24 protein-coding genes and 1 riboswitch are annotated in these 24,132 nt (G+C 49.4%); of the genes, 6 read left to right on the forward strand and 18 right to left on the reverse strand.

From position 1 onward, the window contains the following. Positions 1–19: 19 nt before the first annotated feature. Positions 20–2,020: a ComEA family DNA-binding protein gene (locus BMY63_RS10865; RefSeq protein WP_091916740.1), complete on the reverse strand. Its 2,001-nt coding sequence runs from the start codon at positions 2,018–2,020 to the stop codon at positions 20–22. Positions 2,021–2,154: 134 nt separating this feature from the next. Between BMY63_RS10865 and BMY63_RS10870 the strand changes: the two genes are divergently transcribed. Next, on the forward strand, positions 2,155–2,787 hold the full coding sequence (locus BMY63_RS10870) for a DUF4294 domain-containing protein (RefSeq protein ID WP_091916742.1): 633 nt from the start codon (positions 2,155–2,157) through the stop codon (positions 2,785–2,787). 7 nt (positions 2,788–2,794) lie between these two features. Here the strand turns inward: BMY63_RS10870 and BMY63_RS10875 are convergent, their stop codons facing one another. From BMY63_RS10875 to BMY63_RS10900, 6 genes are all read right to left on the reverse strand, one after another. Next, positions 2,795–3,793: a M28 family peptidase gene (locus tag BMY63_RS10875; RefSeq protein WP_091916744.1), complete on the reverse strand. Its 999-nt coding sequence runs from the start codon at positions 3,791–3,793 to the stop codon at positions 2,795–2,797. Continuing rightward, positions 3,793–5,508: a membrane dipeptidase gene (locus BMY63_RS10880; RefSeq protein WP_091916746.1), complete on the reverse strand. Its 1,716-nt coding sequence runs from the start codon at positions 5,506–5,508 to the stop codon at positions 3,793–3,795. The genes BMY63_RS10875 and BMY63_RS10880 overlap by 1 nt, the downstream gene beginning before the upstream one ends. Before the next feature lie 2 nt (positions 5,509–5,510). Continuing rightward, a complete protein-coding gene (locus BMY63_RS10885; RefSeq protein WP_091899985.1) occupies positions 5,511–5,984 on the reverse strand; it encodes an Lrp/AsnC family transcriptional regulator in 474 nt (157 codons plus the stop codon). Positions 5,985–6,095: 111 nt separating this feature from the next. Continuing rightward, positions 6,096–7,061: a BamJ family beta-barrel-assembly machinery protein gene (locus BMY63_RS12490; protein ID WP_091916748.1), complete on the reverse strand. Its 966-nt coding sequence runs from the start codon at positions 7,059–7,061 to the stop codon at positions 6,096–6,098. Beyond that, positions 7,061–7,939: a BamJ family beta-barrel-assembly machinery protein gene (locus BMY63_RS10895; RefSeq protein ID WP_091916760.1), complete on the reverse strand. Its 879-nt coding sequence runs from the start codon at positions 7,937–7,939 to the stop codon at positions 7,061–7,063. Before BMY63_RS10895 ends, BMY63_RS12490 begins: the two co-directional genes overlap by 1 nt. A gap of 30 nt (positions 7,940–7,969) precedes the next feature. Next, positions 7,970–8,575 (reverse strand): BamJ family beta-barrel-assembly machinery protein, encoded by a 606-nt coding sequence (locus tag BMY63_RS10900; RefSeq protein ID WP_091916762.1) that lies wholly within the window; start codon positions 8,573–8,575, stop codon positions 7,970–7,972. Positions 8,576–8,752: 177 nt separating this feature from the next. Between BMY63_RS10900 and BMY63_RS10905 the strand changes: the two genes are divergently transcribed. From BMY63_RS10905 to pdxT, 4 genes are all read left to right on the forward strand, one after another. Continuing rightward, a complete protein-coding gene (locus BMY63_RS10905) occupies positions 8,753–9,445 on the forward strand; it encodes an SIR2 family NAD-dependent protein deacylase (RefSeq protein ID WP_091899989.1) in 693 nt (230 codons plus the stop codon). Positions 9,446–9,571: 126 nt separating this feature from the next. Beyond that, a complete protein-coding gene (locus tag BMY63_RS10910) occupies positions 9,572–10,453 on the forward strand; it encodes a bifunctional hydroxymethylpyrimidine kinase/phosphomethylpyrimidine kinase (RefSeq protein WP_371113586.1) in 882 nt (293 codons plus the stop codon). 13 nt (positions 10,454–10,466) lie between these two features. After that, the gene (gene pdxS / locus BMY63_RS10915) at positions 10,467–11,360 is read left to right on the forward strand and encodes a pyridoxal 5'-phosphate synthase lyase subunit PdxS (protein ID WP_091899990.1); all 894 of its coding nucleotides are present in this window, start codon (positions 10,467–10,469) and stop codon (positions 11,358–11,360) included. Positions 11,361–11,364: 4 nt separating this feature from the next. Further along, positions 11,365–11,916, forward strand: a complete 552-nt coding sequence (gene pdxT, locus BMY63_RS10920) for a pyridoxal 5'-phosphate synthase glutaminase subunit PdxT (RefSeq protein ID WP_091916764.1) — start codon at positions 11,365–11,367, stop codon at positions 11,914–11,916. Positions 11,917–12,031: 115 nt separating this feature from the next. Here pdxT and BMY63_RS12415 read toward each other — a convergent pair whose 3' ends face one another. The 6 genes from BMY63_RS12415 to BMY63_RS10955 all read right to left on the reverse strand — a co-directional run bounded on the left by BMY63_RS12415 (position 12,032) and on the right by BMY63_RS10955 (position 17,939). Beyond that, positions 12,032–12,499 (reverse strand): hypothetical protein, encoded by a 468-nt coding sequence (locus tag BMY63_RS12415; protein WP_143065781.1) that lies wholly within the window; start codon positions 12,497–12,499, stop codon positions 12,032–12,034. 9 nt (positions 12,500–12,508) lie between these two features. Then, a complete protein-coding gene (locus BMY63_RS10930; RefSeq protein WP_091916768.1) occupies positions 12,509–13,024 on the reverse strand; it encodes a hypothetical protein in 516 nt (171 codons plus the stop codon). Between the two features lie 286 nt (positions 13,025–13,310). Beyond that, entirely contained in the window at positions 13,311–13,988 is a 678-nt protein-coding gene (locus BMY63_RS10935) for a hypothetical protein (protein ID WP_091916769.1), read from the reverse strand. A gap of 326 nt (positions 13,989–14,314) precedes the next feature. Further along, complete coding sequence (locus BMY63_RS10940) at positions 14,315–15,214, reverse strand: hypothetical protein (protein ID WP_091916771.1); 900 nt, start codon at positions 15,212–15,214, stop codon at positions 14,315–14,317. Positions 15,215–15,782: 568 nt separating this feature from the next. Further along, positions 15,783–16,085 (reverse strand): hypothetical protein, encoded by a 303-nt coding sequence (locus tag BMY63_RS10950; protein ID WP_143065782.1) that lies wholly within the window; start codon positions 16,083–16,085, stop codon positions 15,783–15,785. Positions 16,086–17,042: 957 nt separating this feature from the next. After that, positions 17,043–17,939, reverse strand: a complete 897-nt coding sequence (locus BMY63_RS10955; protein WP_091899993.1) for a LysR family transcriptional regulator — start codon at positions 17,937–17,939, stop codon at positions 17,043–17,045. Between the two features lie 59 nt (positions 17,940–17,998). After that, positions 17,999–18,183: riboswitch (cobalamin riboswitch) on the reverse strand. Between the two features lie 425 nt (positions 18,184–18,608). On the opposite strand from BMY63_RS10955, the gene BMY63_RS10960 reads away from it, so the two are divergent. Beyond that, positions 18,609–19,244: a hypothetical protein gene (locus BMY63_RS10960; protein WP_091916776.1), complete on the forward strand. Its 636-nt coding sequence runs from the start codon at positions 18,609–18,611 to the stop codon at positions 19,242–19,244. Between the two features lie 5 nt (positions 19,245–19,249). Here the strand turns inward: BMY63_RS10960 and ispG are convergent, their stop codons facing one another. From ispG to BMY63_RS10985, 5 genes are read right to left on the reverse strand one after another with little or no spacing between them, the layout of a single operon-like run. Then, complete coding sequence (ispG, locus tag BMY63_RS10965; protein ID WP_091916798.1) at positions 19,250–20,623, reverse strand: (E)-4-hydroxy-3-methylbut-2-enyl-diphosphate synthase; 1,374 nt, start codon at positions 20,621–20,623, stop codon at positions 19,250–19,252. Positions 20,624–20,668: 45 nt separating this feature from the next. After that, complete coding sequence (purE, locus tag BMY63_RS10970; RefSeq protein WP_091916800.1) at positions 20,669–21,175, reverse strand: 5-(carboxyamino)imidazole ribonucleotide mutase; 507 nt, start codon at positions 21,173–21,175, stop codon at positions 20,669–20,671. Between the two features lie 34 nt (positions 21,176–21,209). Then, positions 21,210–21,836, reverse strand: coding sequence for a phosphatase PAP2 family protein (locus BMY63_RS10975; RefSeq protein WP_091916980.1), 627 nt, complete (start codon positions 21,834–21,836; stop codon positions 21,210–21,212). A gap of 17 nt (positions 21,837–21,853) precedes the next feature. Further along, positions 21,854–23,371: an RNA polymerase factor sigma-54 gene (gene rpoN / locus BMY63_RS10980; protein ID WP_091916802.1), complete on the reverse strand. Its 1,518-nt coding sequence runs from the start codon at positions 23,369–23,371 to the stop codon at positions 21,854–21,856. Next, on the reverse strand, positions 23,371–24,027 hold the full coding sequence (locus BMY63_RS10985; RefSeq protein ID WP_091916803.1) for a hypothetical protein: 657 nt from the start codon (positions 24,025–24,027) through the stop codon (positions 23,371–23,373). Before BMY63_RS10985 ends, rpoN begins: the two co-directional genes overlap by 1 nt. Positions 24,028–24,132 lie beyond the last annotated feature (105 nt).

The raw sequence follows: 24,132 nt of genomic DNA on the forward strand, positions 1-24,132 counted from the left end.
ATCTAATTATAAAAAAACTTTAGATCTTCCATCTCACCTGCAGATCAAGATCTGTTATAGACGATGCGTCAATCTGCTGATAACCGCTACCTATCGCACAACGATCGAAATAATCAGAAACACCAGCCTTTGCCGTCAGCATAATCTTTTTCCCTAATTGAACACGGAGCATTAGCCAATAACGGATACCTTCACCATCATATTGATACATAGAATAGGTATAAAGCGGTCCTTGTTCGTAAAGATAGATACGCCTATCGTAACTGTCGGTATGGAAATAATCCAGTCCTGCATTTAGCCGCAGCCAGCGATACCGATAGGAGATACTGCTGCTTAGCATGGCACCCCATTCTCTGTCATGGGGACAATAACACCCATCCAACTGAGTCAGACAGCTAAAATTCTCAGCAAACGAATATTCGGCACTCACTCTACCGCGATGTTCCCATCGGTTTTCCAAGGCTGTATTCTCTTTACTATCCTGTTGACGTAACCTCAGACGATATCGGACTCCGAATGTCCAGTCACGCTGTCGCCAAGTACCTTGTAACAGATGATCCCAAGTATAGGACGATTGTGACGCTCGATATCTCGCCCATGCGAAGTAGGCGATGTCGCTATAAGCCGTCAACAAGCACACTGAAGTGGGCTGCCACGACACTCCCAAATAGACGCCACTCTCATTCTGCACCCGACCACCATCACTATAGCTCTGTGCTGTCGTCGATGTGTAGCGATAGGCATAGAACCGCTGCAAAGCCATCACACATAGTCTGTCGGACAGCTGTAGACTCATACTATTGATTGTCGCAAGATGGCCTTTTCTGTCTATGGCAGTCTCTCCTTGCAGAGCGACCTTACTACGTACGAACTGGTAGTCAAAGCTCATATTCAAGAGACTCCGTCCTTGCGGATAATGACGCCGGTAAAGCACAGATGTATCTGGGCACAACTCTCTGTCATATTTTAGAGCCAAGACATTAAGTCCTGCATGCAGACCATCATGGTCATAGCGCAGACTTCCTCCAATAGCCAGCTGGTGCAGATTATGCTTTTTCCCCATCTCTTTCTCCGTACGATGATAGTCTGATGCCAGAATGGTGGCCACCGTGGAGTCTTTGTTCAAGGTAGCGTCTATAGGACGATACGACAGGAAGGCCATGGCCCGCAGATTGTCCGTCACACGAACCGTCGCTGCTGTTCCTTGAAGATAGTTCCCTGATCGTGACGAGTGCGCTCTGACATTAGAAGTTGTCCGTCCCAGATTCTGTAGCATAGCCACTTTGCCGAGACCAAAGCTATTATTGATAACCAGCCCCATACCCAGGGCTACCCGATAATTCCCGACAACCAACGACTCTACCCGTCCCCACTGTCTCACCTGCAGGAAAAGAGAGTAATAGTCATAGCCCAGTTTGTTCCTATCAGTAAAGAAAGGCTCTCCGGCATCCTGAGCTCCTACAACACCTATCTTAACGTTATCGCCATACGTAAACTGATAGCGCATCCAGTGTTTGTATGGATAGCCCAGATAACCATTACGATCGCCTTTTCGTTCGTAGAACGGTACACGGGCCAAGGTCGTCAACTCATGCTTCCCATATCTGGCAATCCGATCTACACTTGGAAATCCAGGAGGTTTCTCTTCACCTATATATAAAAAACAAGTCAGTAAGCGACGCTGCCTGTAGTCGAGGGAGCGAATCATCAGCAACTCTCCCATCGACTCTATTCTACCATGACGATACCGATACTCCATGATTTCCTCGACCTGATGAGCAGAGAGGAAAGGCAGTTCCTCCAATTGCTCTCTCGTCACCATATTGATATCCAATGGCTGTTGCTCCAATTCGCAGAGGAGATCGTAAGTCGTCTCCCACGATGCGGACTCCATCTCATCGACCGTCAGCACCTCATTCAGATACTGCTCCCACGGATGCTCCATTCCAGACTCCTGCCACCCCTGACCATGGACAGCCAGAGCAAACATAGAGAATGCCAACACGACTTGTGCTTTCATATACCATTAAATTTAAGTTTTCCTTCTTAGTTTTCGCAAAGGTAGTGTATTTTTCTGTAATTAATGCAAAAACAGTGCTTTTTTCTTGCCTTACGTTCTGCTTTTCATACCTTTTTCGTACTTTTGCACCCGTTATGCGACAGATACTGACTCTCATCATACTCATCTCGCTGTGTCAAGTCATTCAAGCACAAGAACAGCAATTGACTGCCGAACAGGTATTGGCAGAAATGGATTCCCCGACTTTCGTCCCGACGGTGAAGGTGGGGAAGGTACTCCATGAGGGCGATAGCATCCAATACATGGAGATGAACCATGTCTACGTCTATCCGCAGCTGACCTTCAAGAACAGGAAACAGGCCGACTCTTACATGCGACTGGTAAAAAATGTCAAGAAGGTTCTGCCTATTGCTAAGGAGGCACGACAGATGCTGATTGAGACCACGGAATTCCTGGAGACGTTACCCGACCAAAAGGCAAAAGACGAGCATATCAAACGTGTGGAAGATGATATCTTCCGTACATACAAGCCTAAGATGAAAAAGCTGACCTATTCACAGGGAAAACTTCTGATTAAACTGATTGACCGTGAATGCCACTCCTCATCATACGACATGATCAAGGCATTCATGGGACCTATCCGAGCTGGATTCTGGCAGGTCTTCGCATGGGGTTTCGGAGCCTCACTCAAGAAGGAATACGATGCAGAGGGTGTCGACCGTCTGACCGAGCGTGTCGTCCTGATGGTTGAAGCCGGACAGATCTGAAAAACGCTTACTCCGAGAAAAGAACTTGTACGACTGTCTGTCCCACAGCCTGTAACGTATTCTTGTCGATATGATCCATATCGTCGTTAATAGTATGCCACGTAGGTCCGAAACTGCTTTGCTGACAATCTGGATAATAGGGGATGATATCAATACAAGGAATACCCGCCTGCTTGTTCACTGGCAGATGATCGTCTGTAATGTAACCACCCATCTGATTGGGGAACACACTACCGAAGCCAACCACCTGAGCAGCACGCCACACCTTGTCAACAATACTTGATGCATACTGTACGGACATACCCTCCTTATAGAACTGAGCCCCTTCTCCTCCGACCATATCCAGAAGAATACCGAAGCGATAGCTCTTAGCAGTCTGACGTGGACAAACGCCCGCCCAATACTGTGCACCAAGAGCCCACGAATTACCATCGTCCGGTATATTGCTCCATTGAGGCACCCCCCAATCTTCCGCATCAAAACAAACGAAGTCAACACCGAGTTTCAGACTGTCTTTCGCCAACAGGCGTGCGATCTCAAGCATCACAGCCACACCGCTTGCCCCATCATTAGCCGCCAAAACCGGTTTCTGCCTATTAGCCTCATCAGGGTCATTATCGGCCCAAGGACGACTATCCCAGTGGGCACACAATAAGATTCTGTCTTTCTGATCAGGCAGATAGCTGGCTATGATATTCATGCTCTTCAGCGCAGTACCGTCGTAGCCTCTTAGTATCGCCTCCTGAGGGACAACACTCATACCGTATCCAGCAAACTGTCGGATAATCCATTGTCCACACTGATCGTGAGCCTCGCTATTCATTGTACGAGGACCGAAATCACACTGTCGCTGACAGAACAGAAAGGCACTATCAGCATTGAACACCGGACCGACAGGCTGCAATGCCGTCTGATCATCATTTGTCTGCTTACGCAAGTTTCCACATGCCATCACACCACAAACGATGACCATTGCACAGGCTATTCTCTGAATATTGTTTTTCATTACTTTTTTCCATTTTGAACCATACTCATCACACGGAGGAAATTCCCTCCCCAGATTTTCTGGATATCTGATTCACTATAACGACGGGCCAACAGCTGACGAGTGAAACAGACCAGTTCCGACGAGTCGGCCAACCCGCAAACACCACCATCACCGTCGAAATCCGTACCGATGCCCACATGGTCGATACCCATGATCTTGATGGCATGCTCCAGATGATCCAACACATCCATGATTGTAGCCTCACCGTCTTTTCTCAGGAAACCGCTGTAGATCGTTGTCTGCGCGACTCCACCCTTGGCGGCCAGTGCGCGCATCTGGTCATCTGTCAGATTACGAGGATGATCACAGAGCGCCCGACTGCTGCTGTGACTGCACACGACAGGCATACTACTCATCTCCAGCGCATCATAGAAGCTCTTCTCACCAGCATGACTCAAGTCCACCATGATACCCAGATGGTTCATCTCACGGATTACCTGTTCACCAAAACTGCTCACACCACCATGAGTATGACTACTCTTAGAGGCAGAATCACAGATATCATTATCACCATTATGACAGAGTGTGATATAAACGATGCCACGCTCTGCAAAATGTTGGAGATTCTCCAGTCGCCCATCGATAGCGATACCGTTCTCGATACCCAGCATGATCGACTTCAAGCCCTGTCGTTTGTTCTCATAGAGATCTGCTGGGGTACGAGCGATACGGATATACCGACTATTCTGATCGACAATAGACTCTATCTCGTCAAAGATCTGATCAGCATAGGCAGTAGGATCAAACGTCGGCTGAGGCAGATAGGCCACCATAATTGTAGCATCTTGCCGACCTTCCGTCATCTTATGCAGATCAACCAGGATTTTCGGATCACGATGATCAAAACGGATTCCCTGGGGGAAGAACATCGGTGTGTCACAGTGGGTGTCAAGTGTCAGCACACGATCATGTAACTGATGGGCCCTACGATATGCGACAGCCTTATCCACAAGCCATCGGAACAGGGGTAGTCCATCCTGCAAGCATTCCGGATGCCACTGCACACCAATTATCGGTTTGTACTCACTGCTCTCCATCGCTTCCACGATACCATCAGACGATCTTGCCACCACATGGAACTTCTCACCGGGGTCTGTCACGGCCTGGTGATGGAAGGAGTTAACATGGAGAATGGATGTATTATATATCTGAGAGATAACTGATTCCTTCTCAAGGACGACATTATGTGTAGGTTCCGAACGATCCGCATCCTGAGAATGTTTCAAGCCAGCCACATCACTGATATCCTGCGCCACCTTTCCACCAAGAGCCATCGCCAATGTCTGAATACCGCGACAGATTCCTATCATAGGTATCTGCCGGTTATAAGCCAGACGAGCCGTCATCAACTCCGGCAAGTCCCGTTCCTGATTGATTCCATGGAGCCTGGGCGAAGGCTGTTCTCCAACCCATAACGGATTGATATCACCGCCACCGCTCAAAATCAGAGCATCAATACGTTCCAGGGTGTTGACGATCGCATCTACATCGGCCACAGGAGGAATCACCACAGGTACCCCCCCTGCCGCCACGACCGACTGGTAATAGCCTTTCCCTAACTTACAGGTCAGATCTTCATAATTACCTGTGATGCCTATCAACGGTCGGTATTCCGCCTCGGGATACCTTGTATAGACACCATCCAGATGCGCCTGCAAGTCAAACTTTTCCATAGTTATTTCCGCTCCTCCTCTATACAGATAGGTATCTCACGCTTCAGACTCTGTTCCAAAGAAATCAGCGTCTCTGTTGCGACGACACCCTGGATGCTCTGGAGCTTACCGTTCAGCAGATCCATCAGTTGCTCATTGTCACGAGCATATAGTTTCACGAGCATGGTATAAGGGCCCGTTGTGAAATGACACTCCACCACCTCTGGTATGTGTCTCAGGCACTCAACCACATCCTTGTACATGGATCCCTTCTCCAGGTTTATACCCACATAAGTACAAGTGGAATAACCCAGACTCTTCGGATTCACGTCGAAGCCACTGCCCGTAATGACATCCGCCTCAATCAGGTGCTGTACACGCTGGTGGATGGCGGCACGGGAGACATTACACTCAGCAGCAACATCCTTAAACGGGATACGGGCATTCTTCGACAGAATGCTCAGAATCTTTTTGTCCAGAAGATCAATTTTTTCCATTATTCCTATTTTATGTTACATATTGATAGCAAAAGTACATAAATATATTGAATAATACAACTTTTTTATGGAAAAAATAAAAAAAGTGTGTCACTTTTGTGACACACTTACTTATTTCTTTGTCTTTTTCGATGACTTACCTTTCTTCGAGGCTGGTGCAGGATTCTCCGTCTCCGGTCTGCTAATACCCACCAGTTCCACGTCGAAGATCAAGGTACTATAAGGCTGAATCTGCCCAGCCTCACGGGCGCCATAGGCCAACTCATACGGGATGAAGAGTTGCCACTTCGAGCCAACAGGCATCATCGTCAGAGCCTCCGTCCATCCTTTGATCACCTGCTCGGGCGTAAACTCCGAAGGTTGGTCGCCATGCTTTGCCGACGCATCGAACACCGTACCATCGATCAGACGCCCCTCATAGTTCACAAGCACCTTATCCGTCCTCAGAGGTACCTCACCATCGCCCTGGACAAGCACCTTATACTGCAGTCCACTAGGCAGTGTGATCACACTGTCTTTCTTGGCATTCTCGGCCAGGAACTGTTTGCCGGCCTCACGGTTCGGACCATAGAGACGTTCTTCCTTGGCAGTCTGGTCCTCTTTCTGCTTTTTCTGGAAATAAGCCTCAGCAGTCTCCATCGTAAACACGGTTGTATCACCGACCAAAGCATCTGTAAAACCACGATAGAGCAGCGCGCTCACGATTGAGTCGGGAGAGCCGTCAAAACTCTTGATCATACCAGGAAGCATACGGGTCGACACCTGACGGGCGATATCCATACCAAGGGCATAGGCCTTCATCTTCGGATTCTCGTCTGCCTGTACCATCTCCTTGAAGCCCTGTATGAAATCCGCCATATAGGCGGTGTCGACGCTCTGCTGCTGCAGGAAAGGTATCAGACCGTTGGTCAAGGAGATACCACCTGCATAGCTGACAGAGTCAGAACTGTTGTTCAACTGTACAGCCTCAACGACAGGAGCCACAGGCTCCACACTCTTTTTCTTCTTTGCAGCCTCCGCTGTATAAACAGAAGCACTCGCCACAAGGGCGAGTGCCATCAATATAGTCTTCTTCATTATTTCTTAGAATCAACCTCAATAAGCTCCATCTTAAAGATCAGTGCAGAGAAAGGCTTAATGATATTCATCTCACGCTCGCCATAAGCCAGCTCCTGAGGAATATACACCTCCCATACAGAACCGGCAGGCATGTGAACCAAAGCCTCAGTCCATCCCTTGATCACCTGATTAGCACGGAACGTGGTAGGCTCACCACGCTTGTATGAGCTGTCAAAGATAGAGTCGTTGATCAGACGGCCCTCGTAGTTCACCTTCACCAGTGAGGTGTCTGAGGGGATAGCGCCCGTACCTTCCTTGATGACCTTGTACTGCACACCGCTGGGCAGAGTCTTTACGCCGTCCTTCTTGGCATTGGCAGCCAGGAACTTCTCACCAGCCTCCTTGTTCGGACCGTAAGTCTTCTCCAGTTCCTTGGCCTTCACCTCCTTCATCTTACGCTGAGCCACTTCCTGAGCCTCCTCAACAGTCATCAGGCCTTTCTTGCCTGTAGTACCACTGATAAAGCCTGCCATGAAGTTCTTCATAGAGATGGTCTTGGTAGAGTCCTCACCGAAGATCTCATGGTTGATACCCTTCATCATACGGTTGCTGATCTGCTGACCGATCTGGATACCTGCATAATAAGCAGCCTTTTTCTTGTTGTCGCCAGCATTCACGCCTTCGTTCAGTCCCTTGATGAACTCCGACATATAAGCCGTATCAACATCCAGACTACCTACGAGATATTCCTTCAGACCCTGAGTCTGTGCCATACCGATAGCATAGCTCAGCGTATCAACATCGCTCTTCAGGCTAGCCTTCGGAGCAGAGTTACCACAAGCAGTAAAACCTGCAGCTACAATAGCCATAGCGGCTACATACATTAACTTTTTCATATTCTTATTGTTTTAGATAATCCGAAACTATTACACCACCTGAATCAGTTCTACGTCGAAGATCAGAGCGGCAAACGGAGGAATAGAAGCGCCAGCGCCACCCTCGCCATATGCCAGACGATAAGGGATGAAGAAACGATACTTAGCACCCTCCTGCATCAGCTGCAGACCTTCCGTCCATCCGGCGATCACCTGCTGGAGGGGGAATGTAGCAGGCTCACCACGCTGATAGCTGGAGTCGAAGATCGTACCGTCGATCAGCGTACCCTCGTAATGACATTTCACCGTATCCTTTGCAGAAGGCTTCTTACCATTTCCCTCTTTCAGCACCTGGTACTGCAGTCCGCTAGGCAGTGTGACGATACCGTCTTTCTTGGCATTCTCGGCCAGATATTTCTCACCAGCCTCCTTATGCGCTTTTCCTTTCTCGGCGCGCTCGGCCTGAAGTTTCTGCTCCTGCTTGGTAAAATAATCCTGCACAATCATCTGCGCCTCACGATGAGACACTTTCAGCTCATGACCCTCCAGCACATCCTTGATGGCTGCAGCAAAGTCTTCCGCACTGATGTTATCGGCTCCCATCTGGGCCAACTGCTGGCCGATGCCCAAGCCCAAAGCATAACTTAACTTATCCATTCTTTCCTTATTTTTCCTATTATTATAATAATGTGTAACCTTATAAAAACGGGTGCAAAGGTAGCAATTTTAAACCATAGATTACACAGATTAACACAGATTAATATAAAAATCCGACGAAAACGGTCTTAGCAAAGGCATTTTTTGTATATTTGCCAAGAAAAAAACTCACCATACATGAAAAAGATTGTTGTATTGACCGGTGCTGGTATGTCGGTGGAGAGCGGTCTGAAGACCTTTCGCGATGCCGACGGACTGTGGGAGAACTACCCCGTGCAGAAAGTGGCAACCCACGAAGGGTGGGAGGCCGACCCCACGCTTGTGACAAACTTCTACAATATGCTCCGCAAGAAATGCTGGGGCGTACAGCCCAACGAGGGCCACAGGCTCGTTGCCAAACTCGAGGAGCAGTACGACGTGACCGTCGTCACTCAGAATGTAGACAACCTTCACGAGATGGCTGGTTCTTCGAAGGTCATCCACCTGCATGGTGAACTGATGAAAGTGTGCTCCAGCCGCGATGTCGACGATCCGCGCTATCAGATCACGCTCACCCCCGAGAACTGTGAGGTGGAGCCAGGCACAAAAGCCGGCGACGGCTCCCTGCTCCGTCCGTTCATCGTGTTCTTCGGCGAAGCTGTTCCCATGATCAGTGCTGCGGCAGAAGAGGTACAAGAGGCCGACATCCTGATTGTCATCGGCACCTCACTCGTCGTCTATCCCGCTGCCGGTCTTTTACACTACGCCCGTCCAGACATTCCAATCTATCTCATCGACCCCAACCCCATCTCTGCCGGCAGTCGTGTCCAGCAGATTCAGAAGGGAGCATCAGAAGGGATGAAGGAACTGTCTGCCATCCTCATGAAATAGGATTGAGGGCGTTGGCATTGAATAATCTTTGTTCAAATTGAAGTTTCCTTTGTCAAAACGGGAACTTCATTTCTTTGTTTCTAAATATTTCATTTCCTTTGCAGTCGAATTATCAGACAACAGAAGATGATGAGACCCATTCTGACGATCACAGGTAGCGACTCGACGGGCGGCTCAGGCGTCCAGGCGGATATCAAGACGATCTCCGAGTTGGGCGGCTATGCCCTGTCGGCCATCACCTCGATCACCGTGCAGACGACGCTTGGCATCCAGCAGTTCTATGACATCCCTGCCACGATCGTGGAAAGGCAGATCGATGCTGTGATGAACGATTTCCAGCCCGAGGTCGTGAAGGTAGGACTGATCCGCAGACGCGACACGCTCGATGTGGTGGTCGAGGCCCTGCGGAAGTACCGTCCACGCCACGTCGTGCTCGATGCCGTAGTGCTGTCGTCAAGAGGCGACACCCTCATCAGTCACGACATGCAGGAGGCTATCAGAAACGAGCTGTTGCCGCTCTGTACGCTGGTTGTCAAGAAAGACGAAGGCTCCATGCACGGATTAGCCAACCGCTATGCCAGTGCCGTGGCCGTCTTTCTCAGTCAGGGGGCGAAGTCCGACGAGGCCAAGTCAAAGGCTAAGGCGTACATCAACACCCAAGTGGCCAGAGCCGCCGACTTACAGGGGCGTAGCAGTGAGCTCTACAACGAGTTCCTCGATGCCGTGACCGAGCACCACCGCAAGGCCAGCGACGTCCGTTTCTATGCCGACCTTCTAAATGTCAGCAGCCGTTATCTGGCACAGGTGACACGCCGCATCTCGGGCAAGGCGCCGAAGACCATCATCGATGATTACCTGACGCATGAAATTGAACGACAGTTGAAGTCAACAGACCACACGGTACAGGAGACCGCCTATCTTTTCGGTTTCTCCTCGCAGGCCCACTTCACCAAGTTCTTCAAGAAGCAGAAAGGTATCAGTCCGACAGCATTCAGGAAACAGAAATAAGAACAAAGAAAAAATGGAACAGAAAAAACAAGATTCAAAACAGAGAGCAAAACTCAACCGTGAACTGGCCCAGATGCTGAAGGGCGGTGTGATCATGGACGTGACAACCCCCGAGCAGGCTAAGATTGCCGAGGCCGCAGGTGCCTGTGCCGTGATGGCCCTAGAGCGTATCCCTGCCGATATCCGCGCCGCTGGAGGCGTATCCAGGATGAGTGATCCGAAGATGATACGCGGCATCCAGGAGGCCGTGAGCATTCCCGTGATGGCCAAGTGCCGTATCGGTCACATCGCCGAGGCGCAGATTCTCCAAGCCATCGAGATCGACTATATCGACGAGAGCGAAGTACTCTCACCCGCCGACAATATCTACCATATCGACAAGACAAAGTTTGACGTACCCTTCGTCTGTGGCGCCAAGAATCTGGGCGAGGCCCTTCGCCGTATCGCCGAGGGTGCCACAATGATCCGCACAAAGGGAGAGCCTGGCACTGGCGACGTGGTGCAGGCAGTGAGCCATATGCGTCTGATGCAGAGCGAGATCCGTCGTCTCGTCTCGATGAGCGAGGATGAGCTCTATGAGGCCGCCAAGCAGTTACAGGCTCCATATGAACTGGTACGGTATGTGCATGAAAACGGGAAGCTGCCCGTCGTGAACTTCGCTGCTGGTGGTGTGGCCACCCCTGCCGACGCAGCCCTGATGATGCAGCTTGGCGCCGAGGGCGTGTTCGTCGGTAGCGGCATCTTCAAGAGCGGTAATCCTGCCAAGCGTGCTGCCGCCATCGTCAAGGCTGTCACCAACTATCAGGATGCCAAGATGCTGGCAGAGCTCTCCGAAGACCTCGGTGAGGCCATGGTGGGAATCAATGAGCAGGAGATTGAACTGCTGATGGCAGAACGAGGAAAGTAAGACGATGAGAATAGCCGTTCTAGCATTACAAGGAGCATTTGCCGAACACGAGCAGATGCTCCATCGTTTAGGCGTCGACACCTTCGAGGTACGGCAGTTCGCCGACTGGCAACAGCCCAAAGACGGACTGATCATCCCTGGAGGCGAGTCAACCACCCAGTCCAAGCTCCTGCACGAGCTCGGTCTGTTCGAGCCTATCCGCAAAGACATCCTCGCAGGTCTGCCAGTCTTCGGCACTTGCGCAGGCCTGATCCTCCTGTCGCCGATGCACCTCGACACGATGGCCATCGATGTGCAGCGCAACGCCTACGGTCGTCAACTCGGCAGCTTCCACGCCACTGCTCCTGTAGCAGGTATCGGCGATGATGTGCCCATGACCTTCATCCGCGCCCCTTACATCAACCAGGTCCTATCGCCCGAGTGTGAGGTACTCGCCCAGGTCGACGGCCATATCGTCGCTGCCCGCCAAGGTCGGCAGCTCGTCACCGCCTTCCATCCCGAGCTCGACGACGACACCCGCATCCACGAGCTCTTCCTCTCTACCGTGACCGCCTGACTGGATGGTACTATCGGTCTCAGTCACTGTCATGATGTGACCGCACGAAAGCCTTCTATAAAGAAAATCCGCAGTCTTATTGTGAGCTAATCACATTGAGACTGCGGATTTGAAATTATCGATTCATCTCGTAATCACCAAGCAGACTACGGAGTGATTCCGCATAATCGAATTGGCTGTCGTCATCATAGACTTCATCTTCCTTATTCTTAACCAGCTCATATTCCCTGTCATTGCGGATTCTTCCACGCTTAAGGATCTTCTGTATCTCATCCTTTTCGGCTGCGGCTACATCCACGAGGCTGTATTTGAACTTCTCGGTCAGAATCTGATTCAACTTATCCATTAATGAATCTGGGAGATACTCTTCTCGGATCATCCAATTCATTTCTTTATATAGTATGCGCATTCTTTTAATATCTAACTTACTGTCTAGTTCTTCTGTAATTACTCTTTCTATTTCCTTTAGCATATCAGTCATCTCGGGATGTAAGTTTATCAAAAAATTATAGATAGTCATACACCACTCCCTGAGTGTTGCATAATCAGCTGTCTTATCTAACGCTAATAATTTCTTACTCATATCATTCATTTAATAACCAGTATATGGAGCGATGTTGCCAAAAAAACTATTTGAGATATTGTGAAATAACCTTCCTGCCGGATTGTATTTACTAACGCCTCTTATAGCATTTCCTACTTTTGGGCTTCCAACGCCTCCGTGAAAATCAATCAATTGCTGTTCTCTCCCCCTAATAGCATAATACGAACCGACTCCTTGCGCATAGACATCTATCTTGGGGTTTTTATAACCAAATTTCTTTGCCATATGATGCCCACGGAATCGTTTCATCATCACTTTCTCCGGGGAGCCAAAACCACTTGTCCGTCCAACATATATTTTACCGTTAGGCCCCTCCAAGGTATAGGTCAAATATACTCTTTGTGTAAGATCATACCCTGCTGCTATAGCTAATGCCCCAACGCCAACGATATCTCCTATTGGTAAAGGTCCGTCCGACGCTGACGCGACAAGGGCTATACCTGCGGCCGCTTTCCAAGGATCATCATCTCCACCTCCATCGTGCATCATGTCATTGAACATCATGGAGAAGGCTGCTGTGATGGCTCCGTTGGCGAACTTTCCGCCACCAATCTCTGAGACGGTGCCTCCGAGGACGGCGTTAGCGGCCTTGTTCGATGTTTCAAAGATCGCAAAGGCATTGCCGTTTGCAAAGATAAGATTTCTTTAAGAATAATCCAAACATTTGTACAAAGAAAATCCGCAGTCTTATTGTGGGCTAATCACATTGAGACTGCGGATTTGAAATTATCGATTCATCTCGATCACGAGTGCTTTCACTAATTCTTTGATATCATTCAAATAACTATCTTTAATTCTTTTTCCCGATGTCCAGATATAAATCGTCACTTACTAAAATGATAGAAGGATATTGATTTAATTCCAATATATTATCTATTTTAAAAGTCTCTATAGAATAGCCCGCCACTAATTCAAAGGTCGCATCTTTTACTATCATATGATATGGTGCTAATAATCGATTAATATCTGCTATCATTCTGCTATTCATAATAGCTTCTTTAAAGGTTTTCCTATTAAAAGTACTCTTACCCATTTTATTACTATTGTAAATATTCGTAATATCAGCAGATGCATCTCCCATGATACTCATTTGTATATGAATCTGATTTATGTGATCCCTTTTGTAGATTTCCTTCATATGCATGAGATTCTTTTCTAACAGAGAGATTCCTTTTGCATAGTCAATTTTGAAATGTTTTATGTTATCATCAGAGGATGGACCTATAAAAAGAGTATAACCATTGCCACCTTTCTTATCAAAGATAGATGTTATTTCGAAAAAAGAACGTTTGTTACAACTACTCCAAGAGGCATCAAGTGCAGAAAAACCTTTAAAGCGAGAACACCTTTCTTTATAATATATAGTCGTATCACAAACATTTCCTTCGTGATAAGTTTTGTTGTTCTTATGACAGCCTCCCAGACAACAAATAATTGCTATACAACTTAAATAGATGCTATGTTTCATATTGTTTATTACTCATAAAAATATCAATAGTTGATTGATATCGAGGACAAATATAGGCAATTTGTCTGAAACTGCCAAATCTGTGAAGCGGATTATATGTGTGTTTCATCAAGCGTGCGTTGGAGAGTCGCCCTTTGATGCTTTGGAAATCCCTTCTTGGACAAGCCCAGCAACCAAAGATCGATTACGACAGGCTCAGCAACCGCATGGCATCCTTACGGTCTCTGAGCCTACGCTTGCTGAGCCTGTCGAAGGGTCTGTCAAAGCATCAAAGGGTTTGTCAAAACACAGACAGCTGTACTCCCTTTATTTAACGGTTCCTATCCCTAATCCTTCTTAGGAAGATATATAACCTCTTCTAACGACTGTCTTTTAAGTATCTTGAAGTCGCTTGTATATGTATATGAAACAAGCAGAATACTTGTACTATCGCCCTTCGATAGATAACAAGTATCTGTATCTCCTCTTTTCCCATAAACATAAGCACCAAGCGTCTCTTGTCTCTCCAAATAATTAGAAAAGACATACTCGTTTTCGCCTTTCTTACGTATCTCAACCCGATGATCTCCATCTTCATCACGATCCCTCATGATGGTATCGCCATTTATACTTAAGAAAAGCCTGCCATTTTCTTCACGTATTTCCCCGTTGCTTATACTTAAGGTATCAAATGCGTAGTGCTTACTCGAACTCCCAAGAAGAATTTTCCCCGATGGATATTCTGCATAGAATGTTTTGGGACTTCTCATTTGGGGATAGAAACAGACAGCTTTATCACGAGAAGCGCACTGCAATTGTTGCTTTTGGGGAAGGTAATCAACCCTTTCTATCTGATGTATCCTAGTAATCTCATAATTCTCGTTATAGAAGAAAGATACAGATGCTATCATGTCGCGACCATCATAAATAACAGATGTAGTCTCGTATCCTTCCTTTGTCTTGAATATTGACCTTTCAATCCTGTGATCCTTTGCAGAATATAGGAAGGTGGTATCACGCATGGTTGACAACAACAAGCTCCCATCCGACGAGAACATCTCATTATTGACTTTCTTCAGGGTATCAACCCCTGCCGCCTGTGATATAACCGTTATATCATCCATATACTCCACCATATAGTAATTGCTTAGACAAGGATAGAGTTCCTGCCTTCCTTCCCCCTTCTCACATGATGCCAAGGAAATGGCAACTATTAGAACTGATAAAACTTTTACGAATTGTCTCATATTAAAATGCACTAAAAATCATCTCCAAATTTACCCATTTCCAACAATTCACGATCTGGCCCTACCAACTCATTAATCGTACTATAATAACACTCTACTCCAGGAACAGCCATATCTTTTTCTTTTAGAGCACGATGCTCTTTTTCTCCCCCAGGATCCTGATTCCAAAGTTCTTTAACAGCATCTATGCCACCTTTTTTTCACGTGTCTTATGACGATTTCCTAGATGCTCGTGCATCATGTCATTGAACATCATGGAGAAGGCTGCGGTGACGGCTCCGTTGGCGAACTTTCCGCCACCGATCTCAGAGACGGTACCTCCGAGGACGGCGTTAGCGGCCTTGTTCGATGTTTCAAAGATCGCAATGGCCTTTCCGTCTGCAAAGATATAATTTATTTTCTGAACTTCACCATTACTCTTGCTGATTTCTTCATAATAACTCCCTGCATAGTACTTTGTTTGAGGGAATGCACAACAGAGTAGATATAGGTTATATGTCTTCGCAGATAAAAAAGATTATCCGCAGTCTTATTGTGAGCTAATCACATTGAGACTGCGGATTTGAAACTATCGATTCATCTCGTAATCACCAAGCAGACTACGGAGTGATTCCGCATAATCGAATTGGCTGTCGTCATCGTAGATCTCCTCTTCCTTATTCTTGACCAATTCAAATTCCCTGTCATTGCGGATTCTCCCACGCTTAAGGATCTTCTGTATCTCATCCTTTTCGGCAGCGGCTACATCCACGAGGTTGTATTTGAATTTCTCGGTCAGAATCTGATTCAACTTATCCATTAATGGATCGGGGAGATACATCTCTCGGACCATCAGATTCATCTCTCTATACATGGACCTCATATATCTCATGCTTTGTTTCTTGTCTATTCTATCAATAGCAACTTTCATCCCATTAACGAATTCAAGCATTTCTGGAGATATTATCACGAGAAACTCCAATATTGTCATGCACCACTCTCTGAGTGTTGCATAATCTGCAGTCTTATCCAACGTCAATAATTTCTTACTCATATCATTAATACTTTAGAAATAACCCGTATACGGAGCTATGTTACCAAAATGTCTATTTGATTCATCATGAATACTTCATATTTTGATATGTGCAAATAATTAATTCGCTATCCCAAGCGATATATGGTTGATTCCGAGGGCAAATATAGACAATTTGTTTGAAACGGCCAAATCTGTGAGGTAAATTGTGGGTTGGACCTTCGATGCTTCGACAGGCCCTTCGATGCTTCGGCAGGCCCTTCGACAGGCTCAGGGACCACTCAGCAACCGTAGTCCCTTCGACAAGCTCTAGGACCGCGGTGATATATCTTTACAAATGGGCGCGCATAACTCGCGTGGTGGGCAGGAACATGGGAATATGGGGCGTAGGCGTGAGTTTTGGACCGTTTTTGTAATTGACTGATAATAAAACGATTACATCCACACAAGAAAGGGGCGGGATTTTTCCCTCAAAGAGATAGGGTCTATGAGTCGTGGAGATAGGGTTTACGAGTGAAAGGGATTATCTCTATACCCTATAAGGGATTATCTCCTTCTCTCGTAGGTGCCATTCCTTTCGGTCGTGGAGACCATCTCTTTAACTGTTAGAAGGCACCCCCACCCCAAGTAGCTCCCTTCTCCACTCCAGATAGGTAGAAAGTATACCTAAACAGGGCAAAAAGGGACTATAGGAAGCCCCTCGGTTTTTCTAGTTCGCGACTCCGGACGAACGTTTTTTTAGGCACTTTTTTAGGACAATATGAAAAAAGAATAAGAGTAGTGCCAAAGAGAGAGAGAAAATGGCACTACTCTTTCTTAATACAGTCTGTTCTTAAGAACCTCTGTACACTGTTCAAGCATCTGGATGAAAGCCCGTGTGGAGTTTTTCATATAACCGTCGCGGAGCACATGGATACAGCCCTCCATCCTGGACGACGGCACGTTGATTGGGACGGCACGAAGGCCCGTCTCGTCGATGATGGTCGCCTCGGCGAGCACCGTGACGAACTTCGTCTGACGGACCAGCTTCAAGAGCAGCGACACGTTGTTGATCTCTGCCTTGACATTATAATGGTGGTCTGTATGCAGAAGCACCTGATCGAAGGCATGGCGGGCCTGCAGGCCCTTGGCAGGCAGGGCGAAGCAGTAGCGCTCCAGCTCGTCGAGGGTCACCTCCTGCTTGGCCGCCAGCGGATGGTGCTCATTAACGATCGCCGCCAGACGGTTGTCGAACAACAGTCGGCTCTCGATATGCTCGTTGTGCTCCGTCGGCTTGAAGGCCACCACGAAGTCGAGCTCATGGCGCTGCAGTCGCTCTATCAGGTCTGTCATCGACGCATAGAACACGTTGAGCTTCACCTTGGGGTATTTCTTCAGGAAGTCGATCATCGTCTCCGAGATCATACTGCTGAACGAATAGGTGACGCCGATATTCAGCTCGCCCGTCAGCATGTTCTTAAGCTCCTGCATCCTCAGGAAACAGTTGTCCACCTTATACACACTCTCACGGGCCAGCGGCAGGAGCATCCTGCCCGCCTCGGTGAGCAGCACCTCATGACTGTTGCGGATGAACAGTTGCTGGTCCAGCTCACGCTCCAGATTCAGGATCTGTTGCGAGAGCGTGCTCTGGGTGATAAACAGTTCTTTCGAGGCCACCGAGAAATTGAGCGTCTCGGATAGCCTGAGGAAATACCTCAGTTGTCGCAGTTCCATAACTCACGATTCACTTTCTGTCATACTCTTTCCCTCTGCCCTTACATCGAGAGCATCAGGCATCATTCCGTACAAAGGCTGGTCTTCAGACTTTCCTCCACTCCCAAGCGCCTTCTCGCCCAAACGGGCAATGGCTTTTCTGCCTGAGAGCCATAATGGAGTTCACTGCTGCGGGACAGTCGGAGATTCTCACTCACATTCCCAATTAAGCACAGCTAAGTGCACCTTCACGGGCGACACATCTCTGTATCACAGGTGCAAAGATACACATTTTCAACAAACAAACAAAAATATCCCCACAGAAAAAAGGCGGTTATTGCTTTTTCCGATAGTCTCGTTCGGAACAACTAATAACCGAAGCGTCTCCCACGTCGGATAATCATCTATCTTTGCAGTAGAATAAGAAACCAAAAAAACTTCGCACTATGGGTTATGTTATTATCGTCGCTATAGAATTCCTGCTGACCTTCATCGGTGTCACGCTGCTGATTGTCTATAAGAACAAGCATGCCTGACGGCATGACCGTCCACGACCAACTCCCCGATCACCGACAAAGACCGTATTGGCTTCATACGAGAAAAAACGCATAATCGGCCTGTTCGTCGATTATTTTTTCTTTTTTATCGACTAAATCGTATATTTGCCGATGAAAAAGCGACTAAAAAACGATGATCATGAAAAGACTGATGATTACTTTGGTGGCGATGATGGCGATAGCCGTCTCCGCCCAAGCGATGAGTTTCTCCAAGGCACGCAGCCATGCGCTGTACCTGACCGACAAGATGGGCTATGAGCTCGATCTGACCGACGACCAGTACAATGCGGTTTATGAGATTAACCTCGACTACATGATCAGCCTCAACTTCGAGAGCGATCTGTACGGATTCTACTGGACGCGTCGTAACAACGAACTGAAGTTCGTGCTCTCGAGCTACCAATACCAGCGGTTCCTCATCACGGAATACTTCTACCGGCCCATCGGCTGGCAGTCAAAGTCGTTCACCTTCGTGATCTATAGTCATTACCCGAAAAACAGGTTCTACAGGAACGCGCCACGTGTCTACGACACCTACAAGGGCGGCAACCGTCAGTACCATTACAGTCCCTATCAAGGGCGCACCTACTCGAACGACCCCAACCGCAACGCACGCCAACTGCCGCAGGCCGGCTCCAGATGGCCACAGCCCGACAAGAAGAAGAGTCAGGCCATCAGGGGTGCCCGTCAACAGACCATCAGCGTGCCGACCCAGCCACAGGGTACCAGTAGGAAGGCCGGCGACGCCCACCGCAGTGGCAGGCGCTAGGGCATCTATTTCCGATCGTTACGGATAAGTTCGAGGAGTTTCTCGACGGCCTCCTCCTCGGGGATATTCTTCTCGACACACTCCTTGGCACGGTAGAGGGAGATCTTACCGCGTCCGGCACCGACATAACCATAGTCGGCATCGGCCATCTCACCAGGCCCATTGACGATACAGCCCATGATACCGATCTTCAGTCCCACACAGTCCTTTGTGGCTGCCTTGATCTTGGCAATCGTCTCCTGCAGGTTGTAGAGCGTACGTCCACAGCCAGGACAGGAGATATATTCCGTCTTCGTGAACTTGATACGGGCGGCCTGCAATAACGCATCGCCCAAGGCTTCCAACTGGGAAGAAGAATAGCGAGGCGAACGGATCACGATCTTCGTAGCCTTACGGTCGATGAGCAGGGCACCCACCGCCATGGCGGCCTTCAGCTGCAGGGTCTCCCAGTCGGGCGCATCGACATCAAGGACGATGGTGTTATCGTTGATGGAGGCCTCTGCCTGCTCACGCAGGGCGGCACACGCCTCGATCATATCGACCAACTTACGGGCCACGGGGATCTCGCACTCCGGCTCCTCAGAGAGCGACACACGGATGGTGTCGCCGATGCCCTCCGTCAGGAGAGCACCGATGCCCAAGGCACTCTTGATACGACCGTCCTCGCCTTCGCCAGCCTCGGTGACACCAAGATGCAAGGGGTAATGCATATCCTCTTTGTCCATCGTGGCTACGAGCAGGCGCACGGTATTCACCATCACGACCGTGTTCGACGCCTTGATACTAATGACCACATCATGGAACTGCTCGCGCTTGAAGATACGCAGGAACTCCATGCAGCTCTCCACGATACCCTCGGGGGTGTCGCCATAGCGCGACATGATACGGTCGGAGAGCGAGCCATGGTTCACACCGATACGCACGGCCGTATGGTGCTCCTTACAGATATTCAGGAACGGCACGAGCTTACGCTCGATCTTCTGCAGCTCTGCCGCATATTCCTCGTCGGTATATTCCAGATGCTTGAACGTACGCCCGGGATCGACGTAATTACCCGGGTTGATGCGGACCTTCTCGCAGTAAAGGGCTGCGATATCGGCCGTATGTGCTGTGAAATGGACATCGGCCACCAAAGGGGTCATATAACCGTCGGCCTTCAGTCGGGCCGAGATATTCTTCATATTCTCCGCCTCTCGTGTGCCTTGTGTGGTAAAGCGTACCAGCTCGCCACCGGCATCGATGATGCGCTTGGCCTGTGCCACGCCACCCTCGGTGTCGTTGGTATCGACCGTAGCCATCGACTGGATACGGATGGGGTTTGAGCCTCCGATGCCAATCGTTCCAACGCGGGTCTCGGATGATTGTCTTCTCTTATACATAGAACTTCGAACCTTGATTACAAAATACCTGAAAGTCAACAGCTATCAGTTGGTCTTATACTGATATTTGACCTCAGCCAGTTCCTCGTTGGCCTTCTCGATCTTGATCTTCAGGTTACCCTTATACACCTCCAGACGCTGTGCCAGAGCGGCATCACCCAGGGCCATCATCTCCACGGCGAGGATGGCTGCGTTCTGCGCACCGTTGACACCGACGGTGGCCACGGGAATGCCCGGTGGCATCTGGATGATGGAGAGCATGGCGTCGAGACCGTCGAGCATGCCCTTGATGGGTACACCGATGACGGGCAGGGTGGTCGAGGCTGCGATGACACCCGGCAGGGCGGCAGCCATGCCGGCGCCTGCGATAATCACCTTGATGCCCCTGTCCTTGGCGGTACGGGCGAACTCCTCCACCGCATCAGGCGTGCGGTGGGCTGAGAGGGCATTCACTTCGAACGGCACCTGCATCTCATCCAAGAGCTTGCAGGCTTTCTCCATAACAGGCAGGTCACTGGTGCTGCCCATGATAATACTGACTAATGGTTTCATATCTTTATTTATTTGATTGCATCATATGTTATCACTACAGATAGATCAGTCCCAGGATGGAACAGACGACTCCGACGAAGAAGCCCGTCACCACCTGAGATAACGTGTGCTGCCGGAGGATCATCCGACTGGAGCCGAGAACCCCGGCAAGGATCAGCACCAGACAGAGCCACCACACGGGATTGAAGCCGAAGAACTCGCCGAACACGAAGAGGGCACCGGCCACACCGCCGATAGCAGCCATATGGGTGGAGATCTTCCACCATACATTGATCAGCGCACAGATAATCTGAATAAACAGGGCCGCAGAGACCATCGTTCCCATGAAATGGGGGATATGCAGCAGGTCCATCAGATAGACGCAGAAGAAATAACAGAGGATGGAGATCACATATGGAACGACACGGCGCTCCTTGATGCCGAGCTCTATCAGGTTCCACCCCTGATAGCGACGGTAGAGATGGATGAGCACTGTGGGCAACAGGATGGTGAACACATAGACGAGCGTCAGCACCTGAAGCTTATAGGCCCACGGCATCTGACTGAGGTAACTGAACACGAACAGTGCCATCAGTCCCACCAGTGGCAGGTAGAAGGGGGTGAACAGCATGCTCACGATGCGCGCTGCCAGAATAATATTCTTCTCTCTTGTTATCACCATCTCGTTGTCTCTTCTTTTCACTTAATCGCCATCTTCCTCAGTCGGGCGATGGGAATCGCTAACTGCTCACGGTATTTCGCCACGGTACGGCGTGCTATCGGGAAGCCCTTGGCGGCCAGTTGGTCTCTGATGGCATCATCGCTCAGGGGGTGTTTCTTATCCTCTCCGTCGACGATGTCGCGCAAAGCCGCCTTGATCTGCCGTGTCGACAATTCCTCGCCACTCTCCGTCACATAACTGTCACTGAAGAAATGGCGCAGGGGGAACGTGCCCCAACGGGTCTGTGCATACTTCGAGTTGCTCACACGGGAGACGGTCGACACGTCGAGGCCTGTCTTCTCTGCCACATCCTTCAGGATCATCGGGCGCAAGGAAGCCTCATCGCCATCGACGAAGAACTGGTGCTGTAACTGGATGATGGCACGCATGGTGACAGACAACGTGTGACGGCGCATCTTGATGGCCTCGATGAAGCCCTGTGCTGCGTCGACCTTCTTCTTGATATAGAGCAGAGCCTCCTTGGTCTGCCGACTGAGATGCTCCTTGTTCTGCTGGTATTCCTTCATGGAGTCGACAAACGACTGCGATACTCTTAACTCAGGCACCTCACCGTTGTTGAGCGTGAAGGTGACGGTACCGTCGTCCTGGGTATCGACGATGAAGTCGGGCGTGATCTGCTGGAGACTCCTGCCGACCGTCTCGCCCAACGAGGCGCCCGGACGGGGATTCAGCTTCCGCAGTTCCTGAAGCAACGTCGCGGCCTGCAGCTCGTTCAGCGACAGCTCTGTCTGTATCTTGTCCCAGTGCTTCTTGGTGAACGCCTCGAAATAGTCGTTGACCACACGCATCATCAGGTCCTTCAGTCGTGACGGTTCCCGACGACCGATCTGCAGCAGCAGGCACTCCTGAAGTGAACGGGCACCGATACCGGCCGGATCGAAGGTCTGCAGGAGCAGGAGCACCTGCTCGATCTCCGAGACCGACACATCCAGATTATGATAGACCGCCAACTCGTCACTGATGGCCACCAGACTCTTCCGCAGGAGGCCGTCATCGTCGAGCGAACCGATCAGATACTCCATGACGTCATACTGACGTGCGGTCATATCTGTCTCGCCCATCTGCTCCTTCAACTGGTCATAGAAAGACCTGGTCTCTCCGTAGACCATATCCTCGTGCTCTTCCGCGATGGCACTGCCGCCATGATAGACGGGCAGCTCCTCGTCGTCGCGCCCGATATTGCTCAAGGCATCGTCGAGGGCCGACTGTCGCTCCTCGCGCTCGTTCTGCTCATAGAAGTCGTCGGAAGGCTCCGGATTATCCAGGCTCTCCTGAGTGTCCGTGCTCTCCGTATAGTCACCACCCGACTCTGACTCCAAGGCCGGGTTGTCGTTCATCTCTGTATTGATGCGATCCAACAGCTGGGTGACGGGCAGTTCCACTAACGAGGCCTGCAGCAACTGCTGATGCGAGAAACTCTGTGCCTGCTTCAGCTGTTGCGACTGCTCCTGTATCTGTCCCAACTTATCGCTCATCACTTATCACTCTTATAATACTCTTTCAACTGATCGGCATATGAGGCCAGATCCTCGGGGTTGGCATTGCCGAAGCGCCGCCATATCTGCTGACATGGCAGAAGCAGCGGCCTGATCATCACGTTCTTCTTGTTCAGATACGGGTCACAGTGCTGGAACACATCCAGCACCTCGGCAACCTCCTGCGGTCTCACCTTCAGCAGTCGGGCCAGTTCCTGTACCTCGGGGGTCTCTGCCACCATCGTGATGGGGGTCAGACGGAAATAAAGGTCGAGGATCAGTGTCAGCATCACGGGCGTCATCGGCGTCTCTTCTGTCGCCGGCCTGAAATCCTTCTCGAAGCTCTCGTTCATCTCCACACCGTCGTAGAACTCGTCGGCATGGTTGAAGCCTGTCATCTCACGCAACAGACGGGCAGCACGTGCCAGTTTACGGGGATTATTACCGTAGGTCTCCCAGATATGCTCAATACGGGGTGTCTCCAGATTAGCGATCTGACACATCTTATTGAAAAGCACCGTAGGAGGGATATGCAGTTCCATACTCAGATCGACCATCTTCCGACTGTACATCGGTTTCATGCCGACTGGCTTCTGCAGGTATATCTGCATCAACAGCAGCCAGTAATCATCCTGCCATTTCGTGTTTCTTGCCATAATGCCGAGTATTTTTCTGCAAAAATACTGCTTTTTTCGTATAATAGCATCGAAAAGGTCAAAAACTTATCAGAATTTTTTCGTCCCTGCCCTTATAGGGCACCC

This window comes from Prevotella aff. ruminicola Tc2-24, from assembly GCF_900110895.1.
In the GTDB taxonomy this organism is placed as follows: Bacteria; Bacteroidota; Bacteroidia; order Bacteroidales; family Bacteroidaceae; genus Prevotella.

Coding starts and splice junctions, on each gene's coding strand:
- BMY63_RS10865 (WP_091916740.1), bottom strand. CDS start 2,020: ATGAAAGCACAAGTCGTGTTGGCATTCTCTATGTTTGCTCTGGCTGTC.
- BMY63_RS10870 (WP_091916742.1), top strand. CDS start 2,155: ATGCGACAGATACTGACTCTCATCATACTCATCTCGCTGTGTCAAGTC.
- BMY63_RS10875 (WP_091916744.1), bottom strand. CDS start 3,793: ATGAAAAACAATATTCAGAGAATAGCCTGTGCAATGGTCATCGTTTGT.
- BMY63_RS10880 (WP_091916746.1), bottom strand. CDS start 5,508: ATGGAAAAGTTTGACTTGCAGGCGCATCTGGATGGTGTCTATACAAGG.
- BMY63_RS10885 (WP_091899985.1), bottom strand. CDS start 5,984: ATGGAAAAAATTGATCTTCTGGACAAAAAGATTCTGAGCATTCTGTCG.
- BMY63_RS12490 (WP_091916748.1), bottom strand. CDS start 7,061: ATGAAGAAGACTATATTGATGGCACTCGCCCTTGTGGCGAGTGCTTCT.
- BMY63_RS10895 (WP_091916760.1), bottom strand. CDS start 7,939: ATGAAAAAGTTAATGTATGTAGCCGCTATGGCTATTGTAGCTGCAGGT.
- BMY63_RS10900 (WP_091916762.1), bottom strand. CDS start 8,575: ATGGATAAGTTAAGTTATGCTTTGGGCTTGGGCATCGGCCAGCAGTTG.
- BMY63_RS10905 (WP_091899989.1), top strand. CDS start 8,753: ATGAAAAAGATTGTTGTATTGACCGGTGCTGGTATGTCGGTGGAGAGC.
- BMY63_RS10910 (WP_371113586.1), top strand. CDS start 9,572: ATGATGAGACCCATTCTGACGATCACAGGTAGCGACTCGACGGGCGGC.
- pdxS (WP_091899990.1), top strand. CDS start 10,467: ATGGAACAGAAAAAACAAGATTCAAAACAGAGAGCAAAACTCAACCGT.
- pdxT (WP_091916764.1), top strand. CDS start 11,365: ATGAGAATAGCCGTTCTAGCATTACAAGGAGCATTTGCCGAACACGAG.
- BMY63_RS12415 (WP_143065781.1), bottom strand. CDS start 12,499: ATGAGTAAGAAATTATTAGCGTTAGATAAGACAGCTGATTATGCAACA.
- BMY63_RS10930 (WP_091916768.1), bottom strand. CDS start 13,024: ATGATGTTCAATGACATGATGCACGATGGAGGTGGAGATGATGATCCT.
- BMY63_RS10935 (WP_091916769.1), bottom strand. CDS start 13,988: ATGAAACATAGCATCTATTTAAGTTGTATAGCAATTATTTGTTGTCTG.
- BMY63_RS10940 (WP_091916771.1), bottom strand. CDS start 15,214: ATGAGACAATTCGTAAAAGTTTTATCAGTTCTAATAGTTGCCATTTCC.
- BMY63_RS10950 (WP_143065782.1), bottom strand. CDS start 16,085: ATGAGATATATGAGGTCCATGTATAGAGAGATGAATCTGATGGTCCGA.
- BMY63_RS10955 (WP_091899993.1), bottom strand. CDS start 17,939: ATGGAACTGCGACAACTGAGGTATTTCCTCAGGCTATCCGAGACGCTC.
- BMY63_RS10960 (WP_091916776.1), top strand. CDS start 18,609: ATGATCATGAAAAGACTGATGATTACTTTGGTGGCGATGATGGCGATA.
- ispG (WP_091916798.1), bottom strand. CDS start 20,623: ATGTATAAGAGAAGACAATCATCCGAGACCCGCGTTGGAACGATTGGC.
- purE (WP_091916800.1), bottom strand. CDS start 21,175: ATGAAACCATTAGTCAGTATTATCATGGGCAGCACCAGTGACCTGCCT.
- BMY63_RS10975 (WP_091916980.1), bottom strand. CDS start 21,836: ATGGTGATAACAAGAGAGAAGAATATTATTCTGGCAGCGCGCATCGTG.
- rpoN (WP_091916802.1), bottom strand. CDS start 23,371: ATGAGCGATAAGTTGGGACAGATACAGGAGCAGTCGCAACAGCTGAAG.
- BMY63_RS10985 (WP_091916803.1), bottom strand. CDS start 24,027: ATGGCAAGAAACACGAAATGGCAGGATGATTACTGGCTGCTGTTGATG.